This window comes from Vitiosangium sp. GDMCC 1.1324 (assembly GCF_003044305.1).
Lineage (GTDB): Bacteria > Myxococcota > Myxococcia > Myxococcales > Myxococcaceae > Archangium.
Window position 1 is genome coordinate 59477 of sequence record NZ_PZOX01000003.1, and the last position, 16617, is coordinate 76093.

The following is a 16617-nucleotide window of genomic DNA, read 5'->3' on the forward strand; positions in this document are numbered from 1 at the left end:
CGAGACATGGCGAACGACGCGGCGGTGGCGGTCATCGGGATGGCGGGGCGCTTTCCGGGCGCGCCCACCGTGGAGGACTACTGGCGCATCATCCGCGAGGGGGTGGACACCTTCACCCGGCTCACGGACGAGCAGCTCCTCGAATCGGGCGTGGACCCGGCGCTCCTGAGAGATTCCAGCTACGTGCGGCGCGCCGCCCTGCTGGACGGAGTGGACCGGTTCGACGCGGACTTCTTCGGATTCTCGCCGCGGGAGGCGGAGATCCTCGATCCGCAGCACCGTCTCCTGCTGGAGTGCGCGCACGAGGCGCTGGAACGGGCGGGCCACAGCACCGAGCGCAGCCGGGCGCGCGTGGGCGTCTTCACCAGCGCGAGCACGCACGGCTATTACCTGACGCACCTGTTCGGCAACGCGCGGCTGCGGCGGGTGATGGGGGACTTCCAGCTCGCCATCGCCAACGACAAGGACTTCCTGCCCACGCGCATCTCCTACAAGCTGGACCTCAAGGGGCCGAGCGTGGCGGTGCAGACGGCGTGCTCCAGCTCGCTCGTGGCCATCCACCTCGCGTGCCAGAGCCTGCTCAATGGAGAGTGCTCGCTGGCGCTCGCGGGCGGAGCCTCCATCTCCGTGCCCCAGGCGGAGGGCTACCTGTACCAGGAGGGAGGCATCGCCTCGCCCGACGGGTATTGCCGCCCCTTCGACGCCGCGGCCGCGGGCACCAACCGGGGCAATGGCGTGGGCATCGTGGTGCTCAAGCTGCTCGAGGACGCGCTGGAGGACGGAGACACCATCCACGCCGTCATCCGCGGCTCGGCGGTGAACAACGACGGCTCGCACAAGGTGGGCTACACGGCGCCGAGCGTGGAGGGCCAGGCGGCAGTCATCTCCGAGGCCCTGGCGGTGGCGGACGTGTCCGCGGACTCCATCGGCTACGTGGAGGCGCATGGCACGGCCACGCCCCTGGGAGATCCCATCGAGGTGCAGGCGCTCACGCGCGCATTCCAGGGACAGACGCAGCGGCGGGGCTTCTGCGCGCTGGGCTCGGTGAAGGCCAACATCGGCCACCTGGACGCGGCCGCGGGCATCGCCGCCTTCATCAAGGCGGTGCTCACGGTGGAGCACGCGACGCTGCCGCCGTGTCTGCACTTCCGCGCTCCCAATCCGCGCATCCCCTTCGAGGGGAGTCCCTTCTATGTCAACACGCACCCGCGCCCCTGGACCCCGGACTCCGGGCCACGCCGCGCGGGCGTGAGCTCCTTCGGCATCGGTGGCACCAACGTCCACGTGGTGCTCGAGCAGGCCCCGGCCCGTCCCGCGTCCGCGCCAACGGCCCGGCCGCACCAACTGCTGCTGCTGTCCGCGCGCACGGAGAGCGCCCTGCGGGCGGCGGAGGGCCGGCTGGCCGAGCACCTGCGCGAGGACTCCGGCGGGGCGCTGGCCGACGTGGCCCACACGCTGCGGGTGGGCCGCCGCGCCATGAGTTTCCGCACGGCGGTGGTGGCGTGCTCGCCGGGCGAGGCGGTGGCGCTCCTGGACGGACGTGTGCCCGGTGCGCCGTCGCGCGGAGGGAAGGTCTCCCAACCGCGCACGGTGGCCTTCCTGCTGCCGGGCCAGGGCTCGCAGTTCGCGGGCATGGGCGCGGCGCTGCTGGAAACGGAGGCGGCCTTCCGCGAGCCGATGGAGCGCTGCGCGACGCTGCTCGAGGGAGCGCTGGGGTTGGACCTCCGCCGCCTGCTGCGCCCCGCGCCCGAGGAGCGGGAGGCGGCGGACGCCCTGCTGCGCGAGACGCGGGTGTGCCAGCCGGTGCTCTTCGCCGTCGAGTACGCGCTGGCACGGCTGCTGGAGTCCTGGGGCGTGCGGCCCTCGGCGATGCTCGGGCACAGTCTGGGCGAGTACGTGGCGGCATGCCTCGCGGGCGTCTTCTCGCTGGAGGACGCGCTGGCGGTGGTGGCCGAGCGCGGCCGGCTCATGGGCGCCATGCGGCCCGGGAGCATGCTGGCCGTGGCGCTCTCGAAGGAGGAGCTGGCGCCCCACCTGAACGCGGAGCGGGTGCTCGCGGCGCACAACGGCGCCCGGGCGTGCGTGGTGGCGGGTCCGTCCGAGCCGCTGGCCGACCTGAAGGCCCGTCTCGAGGCCCAGGGCGTGGCGTGCACGGCGCTGGCCGTCTCCCATGCCTTCCACTCGCCGATGATGGAGCCCGCGGTGGCGCCCTTCGTGGAGCGACTGCGGCGGGTGCGGCTCCAAGCGCCCCAACGGCCCTTCATCTCCAACGTCACCGGCACGTGGATCCGCGAAGAGGAGGCCACGTCTCCGGAGTACTGGGGCCGGCACCTGGTGCAGCCGGTGCGCTTCGCCGAGGGCCTGGCGCGTCTGGCCGAGGTCGAGGGTCAGCTCCTGCTCGAGGTGGGGCCGGGCAACGCGCTCGGGCGGCTCGCGTCGCGCCAGGGTGGGACGCCGCTCACCGTGCTGCCCACGCTGGGCTCGAAGCAGGAGACGGGCTCGGAGGGCGAAAGGCTGTTGGGCGCGCTCGGACGGCTGTGGGTGGAGGGCGTGGAGGTGGACGCCGCGGCGCTGTCCCGGGGCGAATCGCGCCAGCAGGTGCCCCTACCCACCTACCCCTTCGAACGTCAGCGCTACTGGGTGGAGCGGGAGGTGGAGCACGCTCCCTCCGTGGCACCCGCGGCCGTGCCCGAGGCGCCTCCCAACGCGGGTTGGTACTACGCGCCCGAATGGCGCCGCACCTCCCTGCCCTCGACGGGGACAGGGGCACGGGCGGGCCGGTGGTTGCTCCTGGCCGAGGCGGGCCCGGTGGGCGACGCGCTCACGGCGGTGCTCGAGGCCCGGGGACACTCCGTGCTCCGCGCCGAGCCGGGGGAGCGTTTCGAGCAGGTGTCGTCCACGCGCTGGCGTGTCCCCCCCGGACACCGCCGGGACTTCGAGCGGCTCCTGGAAGCGCTCGGCGAGGTGCCCGCGCGCATCGTGCACCTGTGGATGCTCGGTGAGGCGGAGCGCTCGCGGGAGCGGGGCTTCGATACCCTGCTGGCCCTGGCGCAGGCATTGGGGGCGCACGGGGCCCGGCCAGTGGTGGACATCTCGGTGGTGGCGGATCAGCTCTATGCCGTGACGGAGGACGAGCCGATCCAACCGCTCAAGTCCCTCATCCAGGGGCCCGTATCCGTGATTCCCCAGGAGCTGCCCGGGTGCGGGTGCCGAGGCATCGACGTGGGGCTCGCGGCGGGGGATGCCGCGTCGCTCCGGGAATGGTCCCGACGGTTGGTGACGGAGGTGGAAGGCGGCGCAACGGAGAGCGCCGTGGCGCTCCGGGCCACGGGCCGCTGGGTGCGGGAGTACGTGCCCCTGAGGTCGTCCGAGCCCGGGCCCGAGCAGGTACCGCTGCGTCCGGAGGGCGTCTATCTGCTCACCGGAGGCCTGGGCGGCGTAGGGCTCACGCTGGCCGAGCACCTGGCCCGCCGGGTGTCGGCGCGGCTGGTGCTCACGGGCCGCTCGCCCACGCCTCCGCGCGAGCATTGGGACGCCTGGTTCGGCATGCCCACGCGGCTGCGGCTGGCCGAGGAGCGGAGCGGACTGCACGAGGCCGCGCACCACATCGAGCGCGAGGTGCCTCTGCGCGCCCTGGCGGACCGCGAGGGACTCGAGGAGGGATTGCGCGAGCTCTGCGCCAGCCACCTCTACCACTTCCTGTTTCCCCGGGAGGCGTCCCTGGGACGAGGCCAGTCCCGGGCCGTGGAGGCCGTGCGGCGCCGACTGGGCCTGCGTCCCGGATTCGAACGACTGTTCGCTTTCATGCTGGGCACGCTCGAGGAGCGCGGGCTGCTCCAGGCGGTCGCGGGGAAGCTGGAGGGCCGGGTGGAGCCCGCCGATGTGCCCGCGCCCGAAGTACTGCGCGAGCAACTGCTGGCCCAGTACCCCGAGATCGCGAGTCTGGTGGAGCTGGTCGAGCACTGCGTGCGCCACTACTCCCAGGTGCTGAACGGGAGCCTGCCCGCACTCGGCGTGCTCTATCCCACCGGGGAAGCCGAGGAGCCCGCCTCGCAGGAGGGAGTGGAGTGGAGCAGCATGGGTCAGTGCGTGGCGCTGCTGCGCCGGTTCCTGGAGCGCTGCACCGAGCGCATCCAGGGGCGGACCCTGCGCATCCTGGAGGTGGGCGGCGGCTCGAGCGTGGTGCTCGAGGCCCTGCGGCCGCTGCTCGAGAAGCACCCGGTGGAGTACCACTTCACGGACCTGGGTCCGTCCTTCGTGCGCGCCATGGAGGAGCGCGGCCGCCGCGAGGGCCTGACCTTCCTGCACACCGCCGTGTTGGACCTGGCGCGCCCGCCACGGGAGCAGGATCCGCGCACGGGCACGTATGACGTGGTGATCGCCCTCAACGTGGTGCACGCCACGCCGCGAGTGCCGGAGTCCCTGGCGCACCTGGAGCAACTGCTGGCGCCGGGAGGCCACCTGTGCCTCGTGGAGACGGTGCGGCAGCAGCCCTGGGTGGACATGGTCTGGGGCCTGGCGGACGGGTGGTGGAGCTTCGAGGACGCGCTGCGCACGCGCTCGCCGCTGCTGGAGGTGGACGCCTGGGAGCGGGCGCTACGGGACGCCGGTTTCCCGCTGTGCGAGGTGTTGCCCGCGGATGCGCGTCAGCGCTCGCGGTGGGACAGCGCCCTGTTCATCGCCGAGCGGAAGGGCGGCGACGAGGCGAGGCCCGTGGAAGGCCGGGAGGCAATGCAGGAGCGCCTCCGCCGGCTCCAGGCCATCGAGGCCGCGGGAGGTCAGGTGGTGCCGCTCGTGGCGGACGTGACGGACGCCGGGCGCATGGCGGAGGTGCTCGCCGAGACGAAGCGCCGCTTCGGTGCGCTCCACGGAGTCATCCACGCCGCGCTGGTGTTGGAGGATGGGCTCATCCAGCTCAAGACGCCCGAGTCGGCCGCGCGGGTGTTGGCCTCCAAGGTAGAGGGCACGCTGACACTGGACGCGCTGCTGCGTGACGAGCCCCTGGACTTCCTGGTGCTGTGCTCCTCGTTGAGCTCGCTGCTGGGGGCCCTGGGCCAGGTGGACTACGCCGCCGCGAGCGCCTTCCTGGACGCGTATGCCCTCTCGAAGCGGGGCCTCCCGGGCCGCCGCACGGTGTCCATCGACTGGGATCGCTGGCTGGAGGTGGGGGCGGCCATGCGCCGGGGGCTCGGGCTCGAGCCGGGACAGTCGGGAGCCCTGGGACTGCGGCGCACGGCTCCGGGCGTGTACACGGCGCGCTGGCGGGCCGGGGACGCGTGGTGGCTGGACGAGCACCGCCTGGAGGGCGTGGCCACGCTTCCAGGCGTGGCCTACCTGGAGCTGGTCCGCGCCGCGATGGAGCTCGAGCACGGGCCGGTGTCCCTGGAGCTCGAGCAACTGGTGTTCCACGCCCCGCTCACGGTGCCCGACGCGCGAGAGGTGGAAGTGCAGCTGCACCTGCGCGAGCAGGCGGAGGGTTACGGCCTGGAGATTCGCAGCCGGGAGAGGGGCGCGAAGGCCGCGGGCTGGCGGAGCCACGCCACGGGCGAGGTGCGAGTGCTCCCGCGCGAGAACGCGCCTCCCCTGGCGCCGCTGAGCGAATGGTTGACACGCCTCGGTCCCCTCCAGGAAGCGGCCGGGAACGAATCCGAAGCCGAGGCACGCGAGCGCGCACCCTCCCTGGGCTCGCGCTGGTCCACGTTGAGCTGGCGGCGCACCTGGAAGGGCGACGAGGGCCTGGCGTTGCTGGAGTTGCCGGAGGAACACGCGGGGGACTTGCGCCAGGTGCCGCTGCATCCGGCCCTGCTCGATGCGGCCACGGGCTTCGCCCCGCTCGCGGGCGCGTGGTTGCCGCTGGCCTATGGGCGTCTGCGGCTCCACGGCCCCCTGCCCCGGCGGTTGTACAGCCACCTGCGGCGGTTGGAGCCACTCGACGCCCGGGCGAGCGTGGTGCGCCACGCGGTGCGGGTGGCGGACGAGACGGGACGGGAGTTGCTGTCGGCGGAGGAGTACGTGCTGCGGCGGGTGGAGGGAGTCACGAGCGGGCCGCCGCGCCGCACGGCCGTGGTGCGTCCGGGAGAACCGGGCTCGTTGCGGTTGGAGCCCCTGGCCCCACGCGCGCCCGCGGAGGGCGAGGTGGAGATGCGGGTCATCGCCTCGGGACTCACCTTCAAGGACGCGCTGCTCGCCCTGGGGGCACTGCCGGGAATGACGGCCGGGGGAGCCCCGCTGGCGCTCGGCGTGGAGTGCGCGGGCATCGTCTCGGCGGTGGGGCCTGGGGTGAAGGGCCTGCGCGTGGGGGACGCGGTGGTGGCCGCCGCGGCGGGGGCCTTCTCCTCGCATGTGTGGGTACCCCAGGAGCACGTCTTTCCCAAACCAGCAGGGCTGAGCTTCGAGCAGGCCGCCATGGTGCCCGCCACACTGCTCACCGCCTGGTACGCCGTGGAGACACTGGGCCGGCTGCGCGCGGGCGAGCGCATCCTCGTGCACGCCGCGGCCACGGGAGTGGGGCTGGCGGCGGTGAAGCTGGCGCTGCGGCGGGGCGCCACCGTGTACGCCACCGCGGGCAGTGAGCCCAAGCGCGACTTCCTGCGCTCCTTGGGCGTGACGCTGGCCATGGACTCGCGAGGGCCGGGCTTCGATGAGCAGGTGCTCGCGCACACGCGGGGCGAGGGCGTGGACGTGGTCATCAACTCCCTGGGCGGCGAGTTCATCTCGCGGAGCCTGTCCGTGCTCGCGCGCCAGGGCCGGTTCGTCGAGCTGGGGGTGCGAGACATGCTCGCGGGGGGAACGCTGCCGCTGACGCCCTTCGCGCGCGGCCTGAACTTTCTGGCGGTCCAGGTGGATCCCTCGATGCGGGGCTACCGCGAGTTGATGGAGGAGGTGCTCCAACGGCTCGACCAGGGCGAGCTGGAGCCCCTGCCCTACACGGCCCATCCGCTGGAGCGCGCGGGCGAGGCGCTCCAACTCGTCGCCTCGGGCAAGCACCTGGGCAAGGTGGTGCTCTCCATGGAGCTGGCCGCATCCCGGCGCGCCGAGGCCCCTTCGCGAGCCTCCCAGCCGGGCCGTCTCCAGACGGGCCCGAGTGCCGTGGGTCTGCGCTCCGACGAGGGCTGCGAGACGTTCGAACGGTGCCTCGCCCTGGGCCTGCCCCAGGTGGTGGTGTCCACGCGGGACCTGCGCGCGCGCATGGCGGAAATCGAGCGGCTGCGGGTGTCCACCTGGGAGCCCACGCTGCCCACGGCGCCCCGGAGCACGCCGATGGATTCCGAGCGCTCCCGGCCCCATGCCGCACCCCGGAACGAGCGCGAGCGAGGAATCGCCGCGGTCTGGCGTGAACTGCTCGGCGTCACCGAGGTGGGCCTGGACGATGACTTCTTCGAGCTGCGGGGCGACTCGCTGCTCGCCATCCAGCTCATGGGCCGGTTGCGCAAGGAATGGGGCATCGAGCTGCCGCTGTCCGCGTTCCTGGCCCGGCCCACGCTGCGCACCCTGGTGGGAGACACCTCGGCCCCGCCGGAGCCCGCGTCCTCCCCGGTGCCAGCCGGAGCGCCAGTGACGGCGGGCAAGGCGCCCGCGCGCAACTGGAACCACCTGGTTCCGCTCCAACCGGACGGGGATGCCCCGCCCTTCTTCTGGGCGGCACCACTGCTGGGCACCGTCTTCCCCTACTTCGCACTGGCCCGGTGCCTCGCGCCCCACCCCTTCTATGCCTTGCAGCCGCCCGGCCTGGAGGAGGGACAGGAGCCAGTGGAGCGGCTGGAGTCCCTCGCGGCGCTGTACGTGCAGGAGATTCGGCAGTTGCAGCCACACGGGCCCTACCGCGTGGGCGGCTGGTCCTTCGGCTGCGTGGCGGCGTACGAGGTGGCCCGGCAACTGGAGGCGGCGGGAGAGCAGGTGGCGCTGCTGGTGCTGCTGGACTTCCCCGCGCCCGCCGAGCGCACCGCCGCGGGCATCTGGGCCGCGGCGCGCTTCTTCTCCGGCTCGGTGGCCCGGGGCCTCGCGCCCTACGCGGTCGAGTACTTCGATCTGATGGCCAAGGCACCCCGCGAGCCCGACGGCATCATCCGGGTCCGCGAGTCCCTGGCGCGAGGTTGGGAGCGGATGCGGCGAGGCGGACTGCTGCGCGAGCTCCGGGACGAGGCCGCCCTGTCGCGGGTGATGCCGGGAGACTCCCGGCTGCTGCTGCGCGAGCCGGGCATCGCGCCCATGGTGCGGCTGGCCCGGGCCAATCAGCGGGCGATGATGGACTATCGCCCCACAGGACGCCTCCAACAGCGCATCCTGCTCTGGCGCACGGAGGCCCATGCCCGCGGCTTCGCGCCGGACCTGGGCTGGGGCGCGCTGAGCGCCGCCGGAGTGGAGATCCGCGAGGCCCCGGGAGATCACATGTCCTTGCTGAGGACACCCCATGTCGAGCAGGTGGCCGCGCAGCTTCTGCCCCTGCTCAATGAGGCGGCGTCCCGGCCACCTCGCTGAGGTCCTCCGGCGCGCGGCGTGGCATCCAGCGTCTCAGCACCACGCGGCCTGGGACGGCCCTCGCGCCGAGGCCAGGCTCGCACCTGCCGTGGGCAATCCCATGTAACCTCCGCCTCCACGGGGCGCAGCGAGGTCTTACCGCAGCGCACCCGCGGTGTCCCCAGTGTGCCCCTCCAGCGGGGTTGGAGGCAGCACATGGGGGAACGGCGTGGGACGGGGCGGGATGACGAACCCGAGGAGAATCAAGGCGATAGCGGGTAATCGAGCACTGGATTAGCGGCTGTGTGAGAGGACAATCTGCCGGGCGCGGGCCACCTGCTGCTCGGCCGAGGTGTCCTCGCCATCGAACTTCGCACAGGACTCGAGGGCCTTGTGGAAGGAGGTCCCGAAGAACGACCAGTGCACCGGGTCGCCGGTGAGGAGAGGAACCGTCAGCTTCTGATTGACGAGGTACGAGGCCGAGTCGGGCTTGACCACCGACGAGGTCACCAGGCTCTCGTGGACCAGGCGCTCCTCGAGGTCATTCAAGGTCACCGTCGAGCCGGCGGGCAGATCGTGGGCGGCGACCAGGATCCTCACCCGTTCGCTCTTGTTGGGCTCGGCGGCACTCGCCTGGGAGCACGCCGAGGCCAGCGCCAGCAGGGGGAGCACGGCGAGAAGGAACACGCGTCGCATCACTGGGTCTCCTGGCCGCGCACGAACGCGGCGGTTTCTTTGCGCGTGGCGCGCGCTCGCGCCTCGTCGATCGCGCCGTTCGCCTCGCTCACGCAGCTGGCCACCCGCCGCGGTTGCTCGGCATCATCGAGCATCTGCCACATCAAGGCGTCCTTCGGCTGGAGCTCGACCACCGTCCGCGCGCCGATGACGTCGCCCAGCCGTTCCGCGGGGACGAAGCTGGCGGTGGCCAGGGCGTCGGGCCACATGCCGACATCGAGCATCGACCTGTCGAGCACCGTCCCCTTGGGGACCTTGCTCTTGAGCACCACGACCGAGACCTCGCCCAACGCATACGCCGTCAGCGCGGGCACGGGCTCGGGCGTTGGCAGGGGGGTGCCCATCCGCTCCTCGAAGCGGGCGAGCACGCCATCCCGCGCGGCATCCCCAGCGGCGTTGACCTTCGAGACGACCGCCTGGAAGCATGCATCCTGAGTCGTGTGGTCGGCGAACATCCCCCAGAGCAGGACATCTCCCGCTTGCAACGACACGGGAGCGGGGCGGCCGACCAGCTTGTGGACATCGTCCGGCCGGACCATCGAGTCGGTGACAAAGCTCGCGGGGAGCGAGCGCTGGGTGAGCAGCTCGAGGGTGATGGGCTCCCCCACGGGAAGGTCCGCCGAGAGCGCCACGACGGGCTTGGGTTCCCACTGCTCGCGCATCCGCCACACCCGATGGGAGACCACGATGAAGCAGAACACGACGATGAGCGCGGACGAGAGCACCATCCCGGCGAGGAACGAGCGGATCTCTGGCTTCATGGGCGCACCTCGCTCACGAGCCGGGCGCGGATGTCGGCGGGCGTGCGCTCGCGCCTAGCCGTGGTGGAGCTGGCGGCGAGCGCCGCATCACACGCCTCCCAGAGATCGGGGTCCCTCGGCGACGACGGCTCCGGCCCCCTCATCAGGCCATTCCTTGTTCTCGAGAAGAACGTCCAGTGGAGCCGATCTCCATCGCTGAGAGGCACGGTGAGCACCTGGTCCACCACATAGGTGGCCGAGTCGGGCTTCACCACGGACGAGGTGACGAGTTGCTCGGGCATCGGGCGCTGTGCCATCTCGGCGAACGTCATCCGGGTTCCAGCTGCGAGCGCTCGCGGAGCCACCACCACCGGCACCAGCCTCCACCCGTGTTGAAGACGTTGCTCCTCGAACTTGACGACCTTGTACGAAGCGATGCCAGCGACCACCAACGTCCCCATGAGGCCCGCGCTCAACCCGGCGACGAAGACCAGGCGGTCCTTCATTTTCTGCGAAGTCACCATGAGGGGTACTTATAACTGAGAATGCTTCTCCTGACCATGCGTGGAAACTTCTCCGCCACGCTTCCATCCGCACTCTCGTTACCTGCCCTGGCCAAGGCAGTACCTCAATCCTGTTTTTCCCTTCCCGGTTGCCCTTGCCGAGCTGGTTCAGGCCCTCAAACGAAAGAAGCCAATCAATGTTCAGAAACCCGGAGTGCTGGTGCTGAGCCACTGATGGCCGCTTGCCAAAGGGGACCGAATGCCGAGCAGGAGGAGACCCTCTCCAATCTGCTCCAGGCCGGGTTCCCGGAGAACGACATCCAGCTGCACGACGGGGACGTCTACGTCGGACGCGACGGTCACGTGACGCTCGAGGCGTCGCGGGAGATGCGATTGGACGCGATGACGCCCTCAGGTGCGTCCTGTGAGGTTGGTCCAGGTGGCCGGGCCGAGATGTCCCCGACGGTCGGCTTCAGGCCATCAGCTCCCCGGCCAGCGCGGCGATGTGCCGCTCGTCGGTGCCACAGCAGCCGCCGAGCAGGCGCGTCCCGAGCTCCGCGTGCACGCGGGCCATCTCCCACGCGAAGGCAGCCGGGGGCTCGCTGTCGAGCTCCGCGCGCCCGTCGAGTTCCTCGGGCGAGAGGCGGGAGGTGTTTGCTTGCAGGCCCACCACGCGCGCTCCGAGGATGGGCCAGGCGGCCAGCTGGCGCGCCATTCCCTCGCGGAAGACACGTGACCCCGGCGGCGGTCGGACAGCTTTCCTCCGCCTCCACGGGGCGCAGCGAGGCCTTACCACGGAGCCGCCCCCGGGACTCACGTGTCCGGGTCACACGTCCAGGCGTACTCCTCGGAGTAGCGGTAGCACTTGTAATGGGCGCCGCAGGCATTGGGCACGGCCGGGTCACAGGACTTGCGGCAAGCCCCTATCTGGCAGACGAACCCCTCGGGACAGGAAGAGGGATTCGCCTCGTCACAGTAGATGAGACACGTACCCCAGACTTCGCGCGGGTGGTTGTAGGGATTGTCGATGACACACTCCTGCCCGCCAGGACAGGGAGTGCGCTGGCAGTTCTGGCCATGCACCTGCGCGCAGACGGACACGCCCTCCTCAAGCCGGACACATTCCTGCCCCTCGGGACACGCGCGGCCCTCGCAGGTGGGCACACAGGAAGGGCCATTGAGTCCCTCCTGGCAGAAGAAGCCCTCGGGACAGCTTCCGGGCTCGTCCATCCGGCACCGCCGCCCACACCGGTCACCCTGGCACAAGAGCTCCCGCTCACATGCCGTGTCACGAGAAACAGGCAGTTCGAAGCAGGTGTCGCCCTCCTTCTGCCCTCCCACGATCGTGCAGTAACGGATGGCGGGACCGTCTCCCAACGTTCGCAGCGTGCGGCAGGCCATGTCCTCCGAGCATTGCTGATCCGTCATGCACTTGCTGTCCGTGCAGTACGCCCCCATGACCCGCGCATTGACCAGGCACCCCAGTGGAGGCTGGCACTCCTTGGCGCCCCCACAGGGACGCTCGTAGGTCATCAGGCTCCGGCGCTCCTCGGCCGACAACACTGGAGCCACCCTCGATGGGGGAGCCGGACGCAATCCTCTGAACAGAGCCACATGGAGGGCCCAGGCCAGGGGCAGGACCAGCAAGAGGCTCAGCACGACGAGCAGGGGCGTGCTCCAGCGCATCATTCGGCGACCCTGAACTGACACTGGTGCGGGCACCCATTTTTCACCCATAGCGCAGGAGTGCCGCACTTGCGCCCCCACTCCTCCTTGCGCAGGGGGCAATTGTGCCGGTGCAACTCCTCCTGGATGTCCTTCTCCATCGCCCGGTCGATGGTGCCGCCCTCCCTCCATGCCTCCGGGCACGCCGTCCCCACCACCATCAGCCATGTGAACGCGAACACCTGTCGCCAGCGCATGTGTCCTCCCTGTGAAAGAGGAACCTCTCCAACGAGCCGCCCGCATCATACGCCTTCGCTTCACCCCTCCCGTTAACGCGGAATCTCCGTCGGGGAGAAGGCGGGCTAGGCCAGGGGATTGAGCAGTTCGCCTCGCAGGAAGCGCTCGAGCCCCGCGCGCGTCACCACCCCCACCCGCCCGTCTCCCTGTACCGGCAGCGCCGCCACCGCGTGGGCTTCGCGTTCATCCACAGCCGATACAGGCGAAGACGTCCGACGCGAACGTCCGGCGCAGCACTCCCGCCCAATCCAATCGCGGCGTGCGCTCCTTCGTTGACTCCACCGTCGCAGCCAGGGCCGGGCTCTCCTCCCCCAGCCCCGGCTCCGCCCCCGCTTGAGGGAGCGTTCATCCACCAGCCGCGCGCCGCTCGCCACGAGGCGAACCTGCCCGCATCCACCCGACGCAAAGTCATGCGGGCCTGCGCGCCTCGTTGCTCCAGGTGGCCGGGCCGAGATTTCCCCCCGGTCGGCTTCAGGCCATCAGCTCCCCGGCCAGCGCGGCGATGTGCCGCTCGTCGGTGCCACAGCAGCCGCCGAGCAGGCGCGTCCCGAGCTCCGCGTGCACGCGGGCCATCTCCCACGCGAAGGCGGCCGGGGGCTCGCTGTCGAGCTCCGCGCGCCCGTCGAGCTCCTCGGGAGAGAGGCGGGAGGTGTTTGCTTGCAGGCCCACCACGCGCGCTCCGAGGAAGGGCCAGGCGGCCAGCTGGCGCGCCATTCCCTCGCGGAAGACGGAAGGGTGGACGCAGTTCACCATGTACGCGGCCGGGCGAGCGCCGGCGAGCGCGTCGATGCGCATCACGGCCTCGCCGAGCGGGGTACCGTCGAGCAGCGCCCCGGTGGGACGGAGGACGAAGCTCAGCAGGAACGGCAGGCCCGTGCGCGACATCGCCAGGGCCACGCCCTCGGCCTCCGAGAGCGCCGGGAGCGTCTGGGCCACCAGGAAGTCCACCCCGGCACGGGCGAGCGCCTCCACATGGGGAGCATGGAAGGCCGCGGCCTCCTCGCACGGGAGGGCCTCCTCGGGCCTATAGGCATCCCCGCGGCACCCGACGAGCCCTCCGATGAAAACGCCCTCGCCCCGGCTGCCCACCTCCTCGCGCAGGCCCGCGAGCAGCCGGAACGCCTCGCCGAAGACGTCCCGGCCGGCGAGGCCCGCGCGCGCGAGCCGCTCCGAGTTCGCGCGCCAGGTGGGCGTGAGGAGGACGGTGGGCAGGCCGTGGCGCAGGCCGATGTCGCGGTAGTCGCGGTAGATGCCGGCGAGCGCCGCGCGGCCTGCCGGGCGGAAGAGGAGGGCCGTATTGGCCACGTGAGGGTCCAGCAGTCCCTCGGGGTGGCGCCTCAGGCGCTCGACCACCGAGCCCTCGGTCAGCAGCAGTGGCGCCTCGTGCAGGGCACGGAGGAAGGGCGCGGGCGGTACCATGGCTCCCATCATCCTTCACCTTTCATCGTCAACACCATGCATGGTTTCAATCCATGGCCGGAGGTCGGCAAGGACGGGCCGCCGCAGCCGGCGGCGGCCCGACACGGGCAAGCTCAAGCGGTCTGATAGATTCGGACGTCCGGGGCGGCGTCGAGTAGCGGCTTGAGTGCGCCGACGACGTCGGCGGTGAACAGCTCGCTCTTCAGGTAGGCATTCGCCTGCTCGGTCGTGTCGAATCCGTGGAGCACCTGCACGTCCTCGTCGCGGACGAGCAATTCCTTCGACTTCGCGCCGGCGATCGTGTTGAGGAAGGGCGCCTTGTATCGCTGGTAGACCCCTGCGGCTGCAGGCCGGTTGACGGGGGTGATCTTCAGGGTGATTTGCAGATAGACCATCGATGTCCTCCTTCTTGGGCTTCTGGGGTCCGTGATAGAAGAGCTATCCGGCCGGAGCGACCTTGACCCCATGGCAAGCAAGGGGATGACGGCTCGCCACCGCCATCCTGCCTGCTGCTGAGTGAATGTATTTCTCCGAGCGCGCGCCTCTGCAATCGAGAAGATCTGTATTCGCGACAAAGGAAATCTTCACCGCCCATGAGAGCACCTGAACATCTGAACGCGCTACGCGCCTTCGAGGCGAGCGCCAGGCATCAGAGTTTCTCCGCCGCAGCCGCCGAGCTCCACGTGACCCCGGCGGCGGTCGGACAGCTCGTGAGAAGCCTCGAGGAGTGGCTCGGCACCCCGCTGTTCAACCGAGGCTCGAGCGGGCGGACGAGGCTCGTTCTGACCGAGGCGGCTCGGCGCGCGCTGCCGGACATCCGCGAGGGATTCGATCGATTGAGCATGGGCGTCGCGCGGCTGAAAGAGGGTTTGTCGACCGGCGTGCTGACCGTCACGGTCAGCCCGGCCTTCGCGGCCAAATGGCTACTGCCGCGTCTCGAGCGGTTTCAGGTTGCCTATCCGGAGACGGATGTGAGGCTTGATGCTTCGATTGAGCTGCTCGACTTCGCCGCTCACGGCATCGACATCGGTGTGCGCTACGGCGCTGGGAGCTGGCCTGGGCTGACTGCCGAAAAGCTGATGGACGAGGAGATCTATCCCGTCTGCTCACCTGTGCTCCTGCGGCAGAACCGCCGCCTGCGCAAACCATCCGATCTGGCCGGTCTGAGGCTCATTCATGATCTGTCGGTCGATGCCCACTCTGATTTCGCCACCTGGAATGCGTGGCTGGAGAAGGCTGGCGCAAAGGATGTCGAGACGAGGCGAGGCCTGCGGATCAACAATTCCGCCGCTGTGCTGCAGGCGGCGATCGACGGACAGGGCGTAGCACTGGCCCGCAGTATCATGGCGCGCGACGATCTGGCAGCCGGCCGGCTGGTGCGCCTCTTCCCTGAGGTCGAGTTCGTTTCGAAGCTTGCCTACTACGTGGTCTACCGACCCGAAGGTGCCACGCTCTCCAAGCTGGTTGCTTTTCGTGATTGGCTCGTTCGCGAGGCGTCGGCGCGATAGGCGCTGGAAGGCTTCTTGGTGTCAGGTGGGGGAGGAGGCCGGGGTGGCTCGGGGGGCCCGTTCGCGCCAGCGGAGCACCTCGAGCGCGACGGCGACGTGCACGCGGTTGTGCGCGAGCGGCCGAGGGAGGAGCTGCTCCGCCCGGGCGAGCCGGCGCAGCAGCGTGTTGCGATGGGTGTGCAGGCGCACCGCGGTGCGGGCGGCGTTGCACCCCTCATCGAGGAACGTCAGGAGCGTGTCGCGCAGCTCCGGACTGGCCGTCTCCAGGGCCCCCAGGGTGTGTTGAACGAACTGCTCCGCGCCCTCGGCGTTCTGGGTGACGAGGAACACGAGCCGGACCTGGTCGAAGGTGACCAGTCGCTCCTCCGCCCCCAGGCGCGCGAGCATCCGCTGGGTGTCGAGGGCATCGAGATGACCGCGGCGAAAGCCCTCGACGCCCCGGCCCGTGGAGCCCAGGGCGATGCGGACCCCCGGCATCCGCTGGAGCGCTGCGCGCACCTGCTCGAGGTCCGGTTCGGCGCCCCCCGGCAGCCACACCCACAGGGTCGCGGCACTGGCCACGACGGTGAGCGGGCGCTGCGCACCGCAGGCCCGGGCCAGGACGTCGACCGCACCTTCCAGCGCGCCGGAGTCCAACCGCGCCGCATCGCTCCACACGACGGCGGCGCAGTGCACCTGGTCGAGCCGGTACCCGAGGCGTCGTTCAGCGACCTGGCGGGGGAGGGGCGCCCCATCGAGCAGGAGCGCGACGACCTCGCGGCGCTCGGCGTGGGTGCCACGGGTGAGCTCGTCGCGCTCCGCGTTCATCTGGACGGTGATGCCCGTGATTGTCGCGTCGATGAACGCGGCGATGGAGCGGGCCGACACGTCGAGCAGCTCGCGCAGCTCGCCCGGGTCGGAGGTCAGCTCGAAGGCGATGACCATCCACCGCAGCCAGGCGGCGTTCTGCCCGGTGCGGTAGGAATTGAGCGCGGCCTCACTGACGCCCCGGCGCACGAGGTCGCGGGCGACGCGGAGCACCTCCGCGCTGAGGTTCGCCGCGACAGGCGCTCCCGGGTCCCGCACGTTCGCCGCCGCCCAGTGGAGGATGTTCTCCCGGTTGGTTCTGCGCATCGCCGCCGCGAGGACGGGATCCTCGGCGATGGCCTTCATGTTCTCCGGGGCCAATGTCGCCTCGTCGAGTTCCTCGAGCCACTGTGGCGGCGCATTCAGGGCCATCCGGGCCCCCTGGCGTATGAGCTCTAGCACTCGCTCCGAGGGGGGGAGCTGGGGGGGAGTCGTGCCAGTTCGGCG

12 protein-coding genes and 1 pseudogene are annotated in these 16617 nt (G+C 70.9%); 3 read left to right on the plus strand and 10 right to left on the minus strand.

Going from position 1 to position 16617, the window contains the following annotated elements:
- Positions 1-6: 6 nt before the first annotated feature.
- Positions 7-8478, plus strand: coding sequence for a type I polyketide synthase (locus DAT35_RS08770; RefSeq protein WP_108066493.1), 8472 nt, complete (start codon positions 7-9; stop codon positions 8476-8478).
- 273 nt (positions 8479-8751) lie between these two features.
- On the opposite strand, the gene DAT35_RS08775 is transcribed toward DAT35_RS08770, so the two are convergent.
- From DAT35_RS08775 to DAT35_RS08785, 3 genes are read right to left on the minus strand one after another with little or no spacing between them, the layout of a single operon-like run.
- Positions 8752-9153: an SAF domain-containing protein gene (locus DAT35_RS08775; protein WP_108066494.1), complete on the minus strand. Its 402-nt coding sequence runs from the start codon at positions 9151-9153 to the stop codon at positions 8752-8754.
- Positions 9153-9953: an SAF domain-containing protein gene (locus DAT35_RS08780; protein WP_108066495.1), complete on the minus strand. Its 801-nt coding sequence runs from the start codon at positions 9951-9953 to the stop codon at positions 9153-9155. Before DAT35_RS08780 ends, DAT35_RS08775 begins: the two co-directional genes overlap by 1 nt.
- Positions 9950-10438 carry a hypothetical protein gene (locus tag DAT35_RS08785; protein ID WP_146209641.1) on the minus strand — a complete coding sequence of 163 codons (489 nt, stop codon included), beginning with the start codon at positions 10436-10438 and terminating at the stop codon, positions 9950-9952. Before DAT35_RS08785 ends, DAT35_RS08780 begins: the two co-directional genes overlap by 4 nt.
- Positions 10439-10669: 231 nt before the next feature.
- Between DAT35_RS08785 and DAT35_RS60590 the strand changes: the two are divergent.
- Positions 10670-10825 (plus strand): annotated as a pseudogene (locus DAT35_RS60590) (protease B); the annotation flags it as partial.
- A gap of 82 nt (positions 10826-10907) precedes the next feature.
- Here the strand turns inward: DAT35_RS60590 and DAT35_RS08795 are convergent.
- The 6 genes from DAT35_RS08795 to DAT35_RS08820 form a co-directional block, all read right to left on the minus strand.
- Complete coding sequence (locus DAT35_RS08795) at positions 10908-11150, minus strand: homocysteine S-methyltransferase family protein (protein ID WP_233261372.1); 243 nt, start codon at positions 11148-11150, stop codon at positions 10908-10910.
- Positions 11151-11248: 98 nt separating this feature from the next.
- On the minus strand, positions 11249-11968 hold the full coding sequence (locus tag DAT35_RS08800; protein WP_146209642.1) for a hypothetical protein: 720 nt from the start codon (positions 11966-11968) through the stop codon (positions 11249-11251).
- 152 nt (positions 11969-12120) lie between these two features.
- Positions 12121-12357 (minus strand): hypothetical protein, encoded by a 237-nt coding sequence (locus tag DAT35_RS08805; RefSeq protein ID WP_108066498.1) that lies wholly within the window; start codon positions 12355-12357, stop codon positions 12121-12123.
- 105 nt (positions 12358-12462) lie between these two features.
- Entirely contained in the window at positions 12463-12588 is a 126-nt protein-coding gene (locus DAT35_RS61765; protein WP_255415155.1) for a hypothetical protein, read from the minus strand.
- Between the two features lie 280 nt (positions 12589-12868).
- Positions 12869-13828: a homocysteine S-methyltransferase family protein gene (locus DAT35_RS08815; protein WP_233261373.1), complete on the minus strand. Its 960-nt coding sequence runs from the start codon at positions 13826-13828 to the stop codon at positions 12869-12871.
- A gap of 101 nt (positions 13829-13929) precedes the next feature.
- Positions 13930-14211: a hypothetical protein gene (locus tag DAT35_RS08820; protein ID WP_108066499.1), complete on the minus strand. Its 282-nt coding sequence runs from the start codon at positions 14209-14211 to the stop codon at positions 13930-13932.
- Positions 14212-14409: 198 nt separating this feature from the next.
- Here DAT35_RS08820 and gcvA point away from each other — a divergent pair, with 198 nt between their 5' ends.
- Positions 14410-15324 carry a transcriptional regulator GcvA gene (gcvA, locus tag DAT35_RS08825; protein WP_108066500.1) on the plus strand — a complete coding sequence of 305 codons (915 nt, stop codon included), beginning with the start codon at positions 14410-14412 and terminating at the stop codon, positions 15322-15324.
- A gap of 21 nt (positions 15325-15345) precedes the next feature.
- Here gcvA and DAT35_RS08830 read toward each other — a convergent pair whose 3' ends face one another.
- Positions 15346-16542 carry a CdaR family transcriptional regulator gene (locus tag DAT35_RS08830; protein ID WP_199242849.1) on the minus strand — a complete coding sequence of 399 codons (1197 nt, stop codon included), beginning with the start codon at positions 16540-16542 and terminating at the stop codon, positions 15346-15348.
- Positions 16543-16617: the final 75 nt, after the last annotated feature.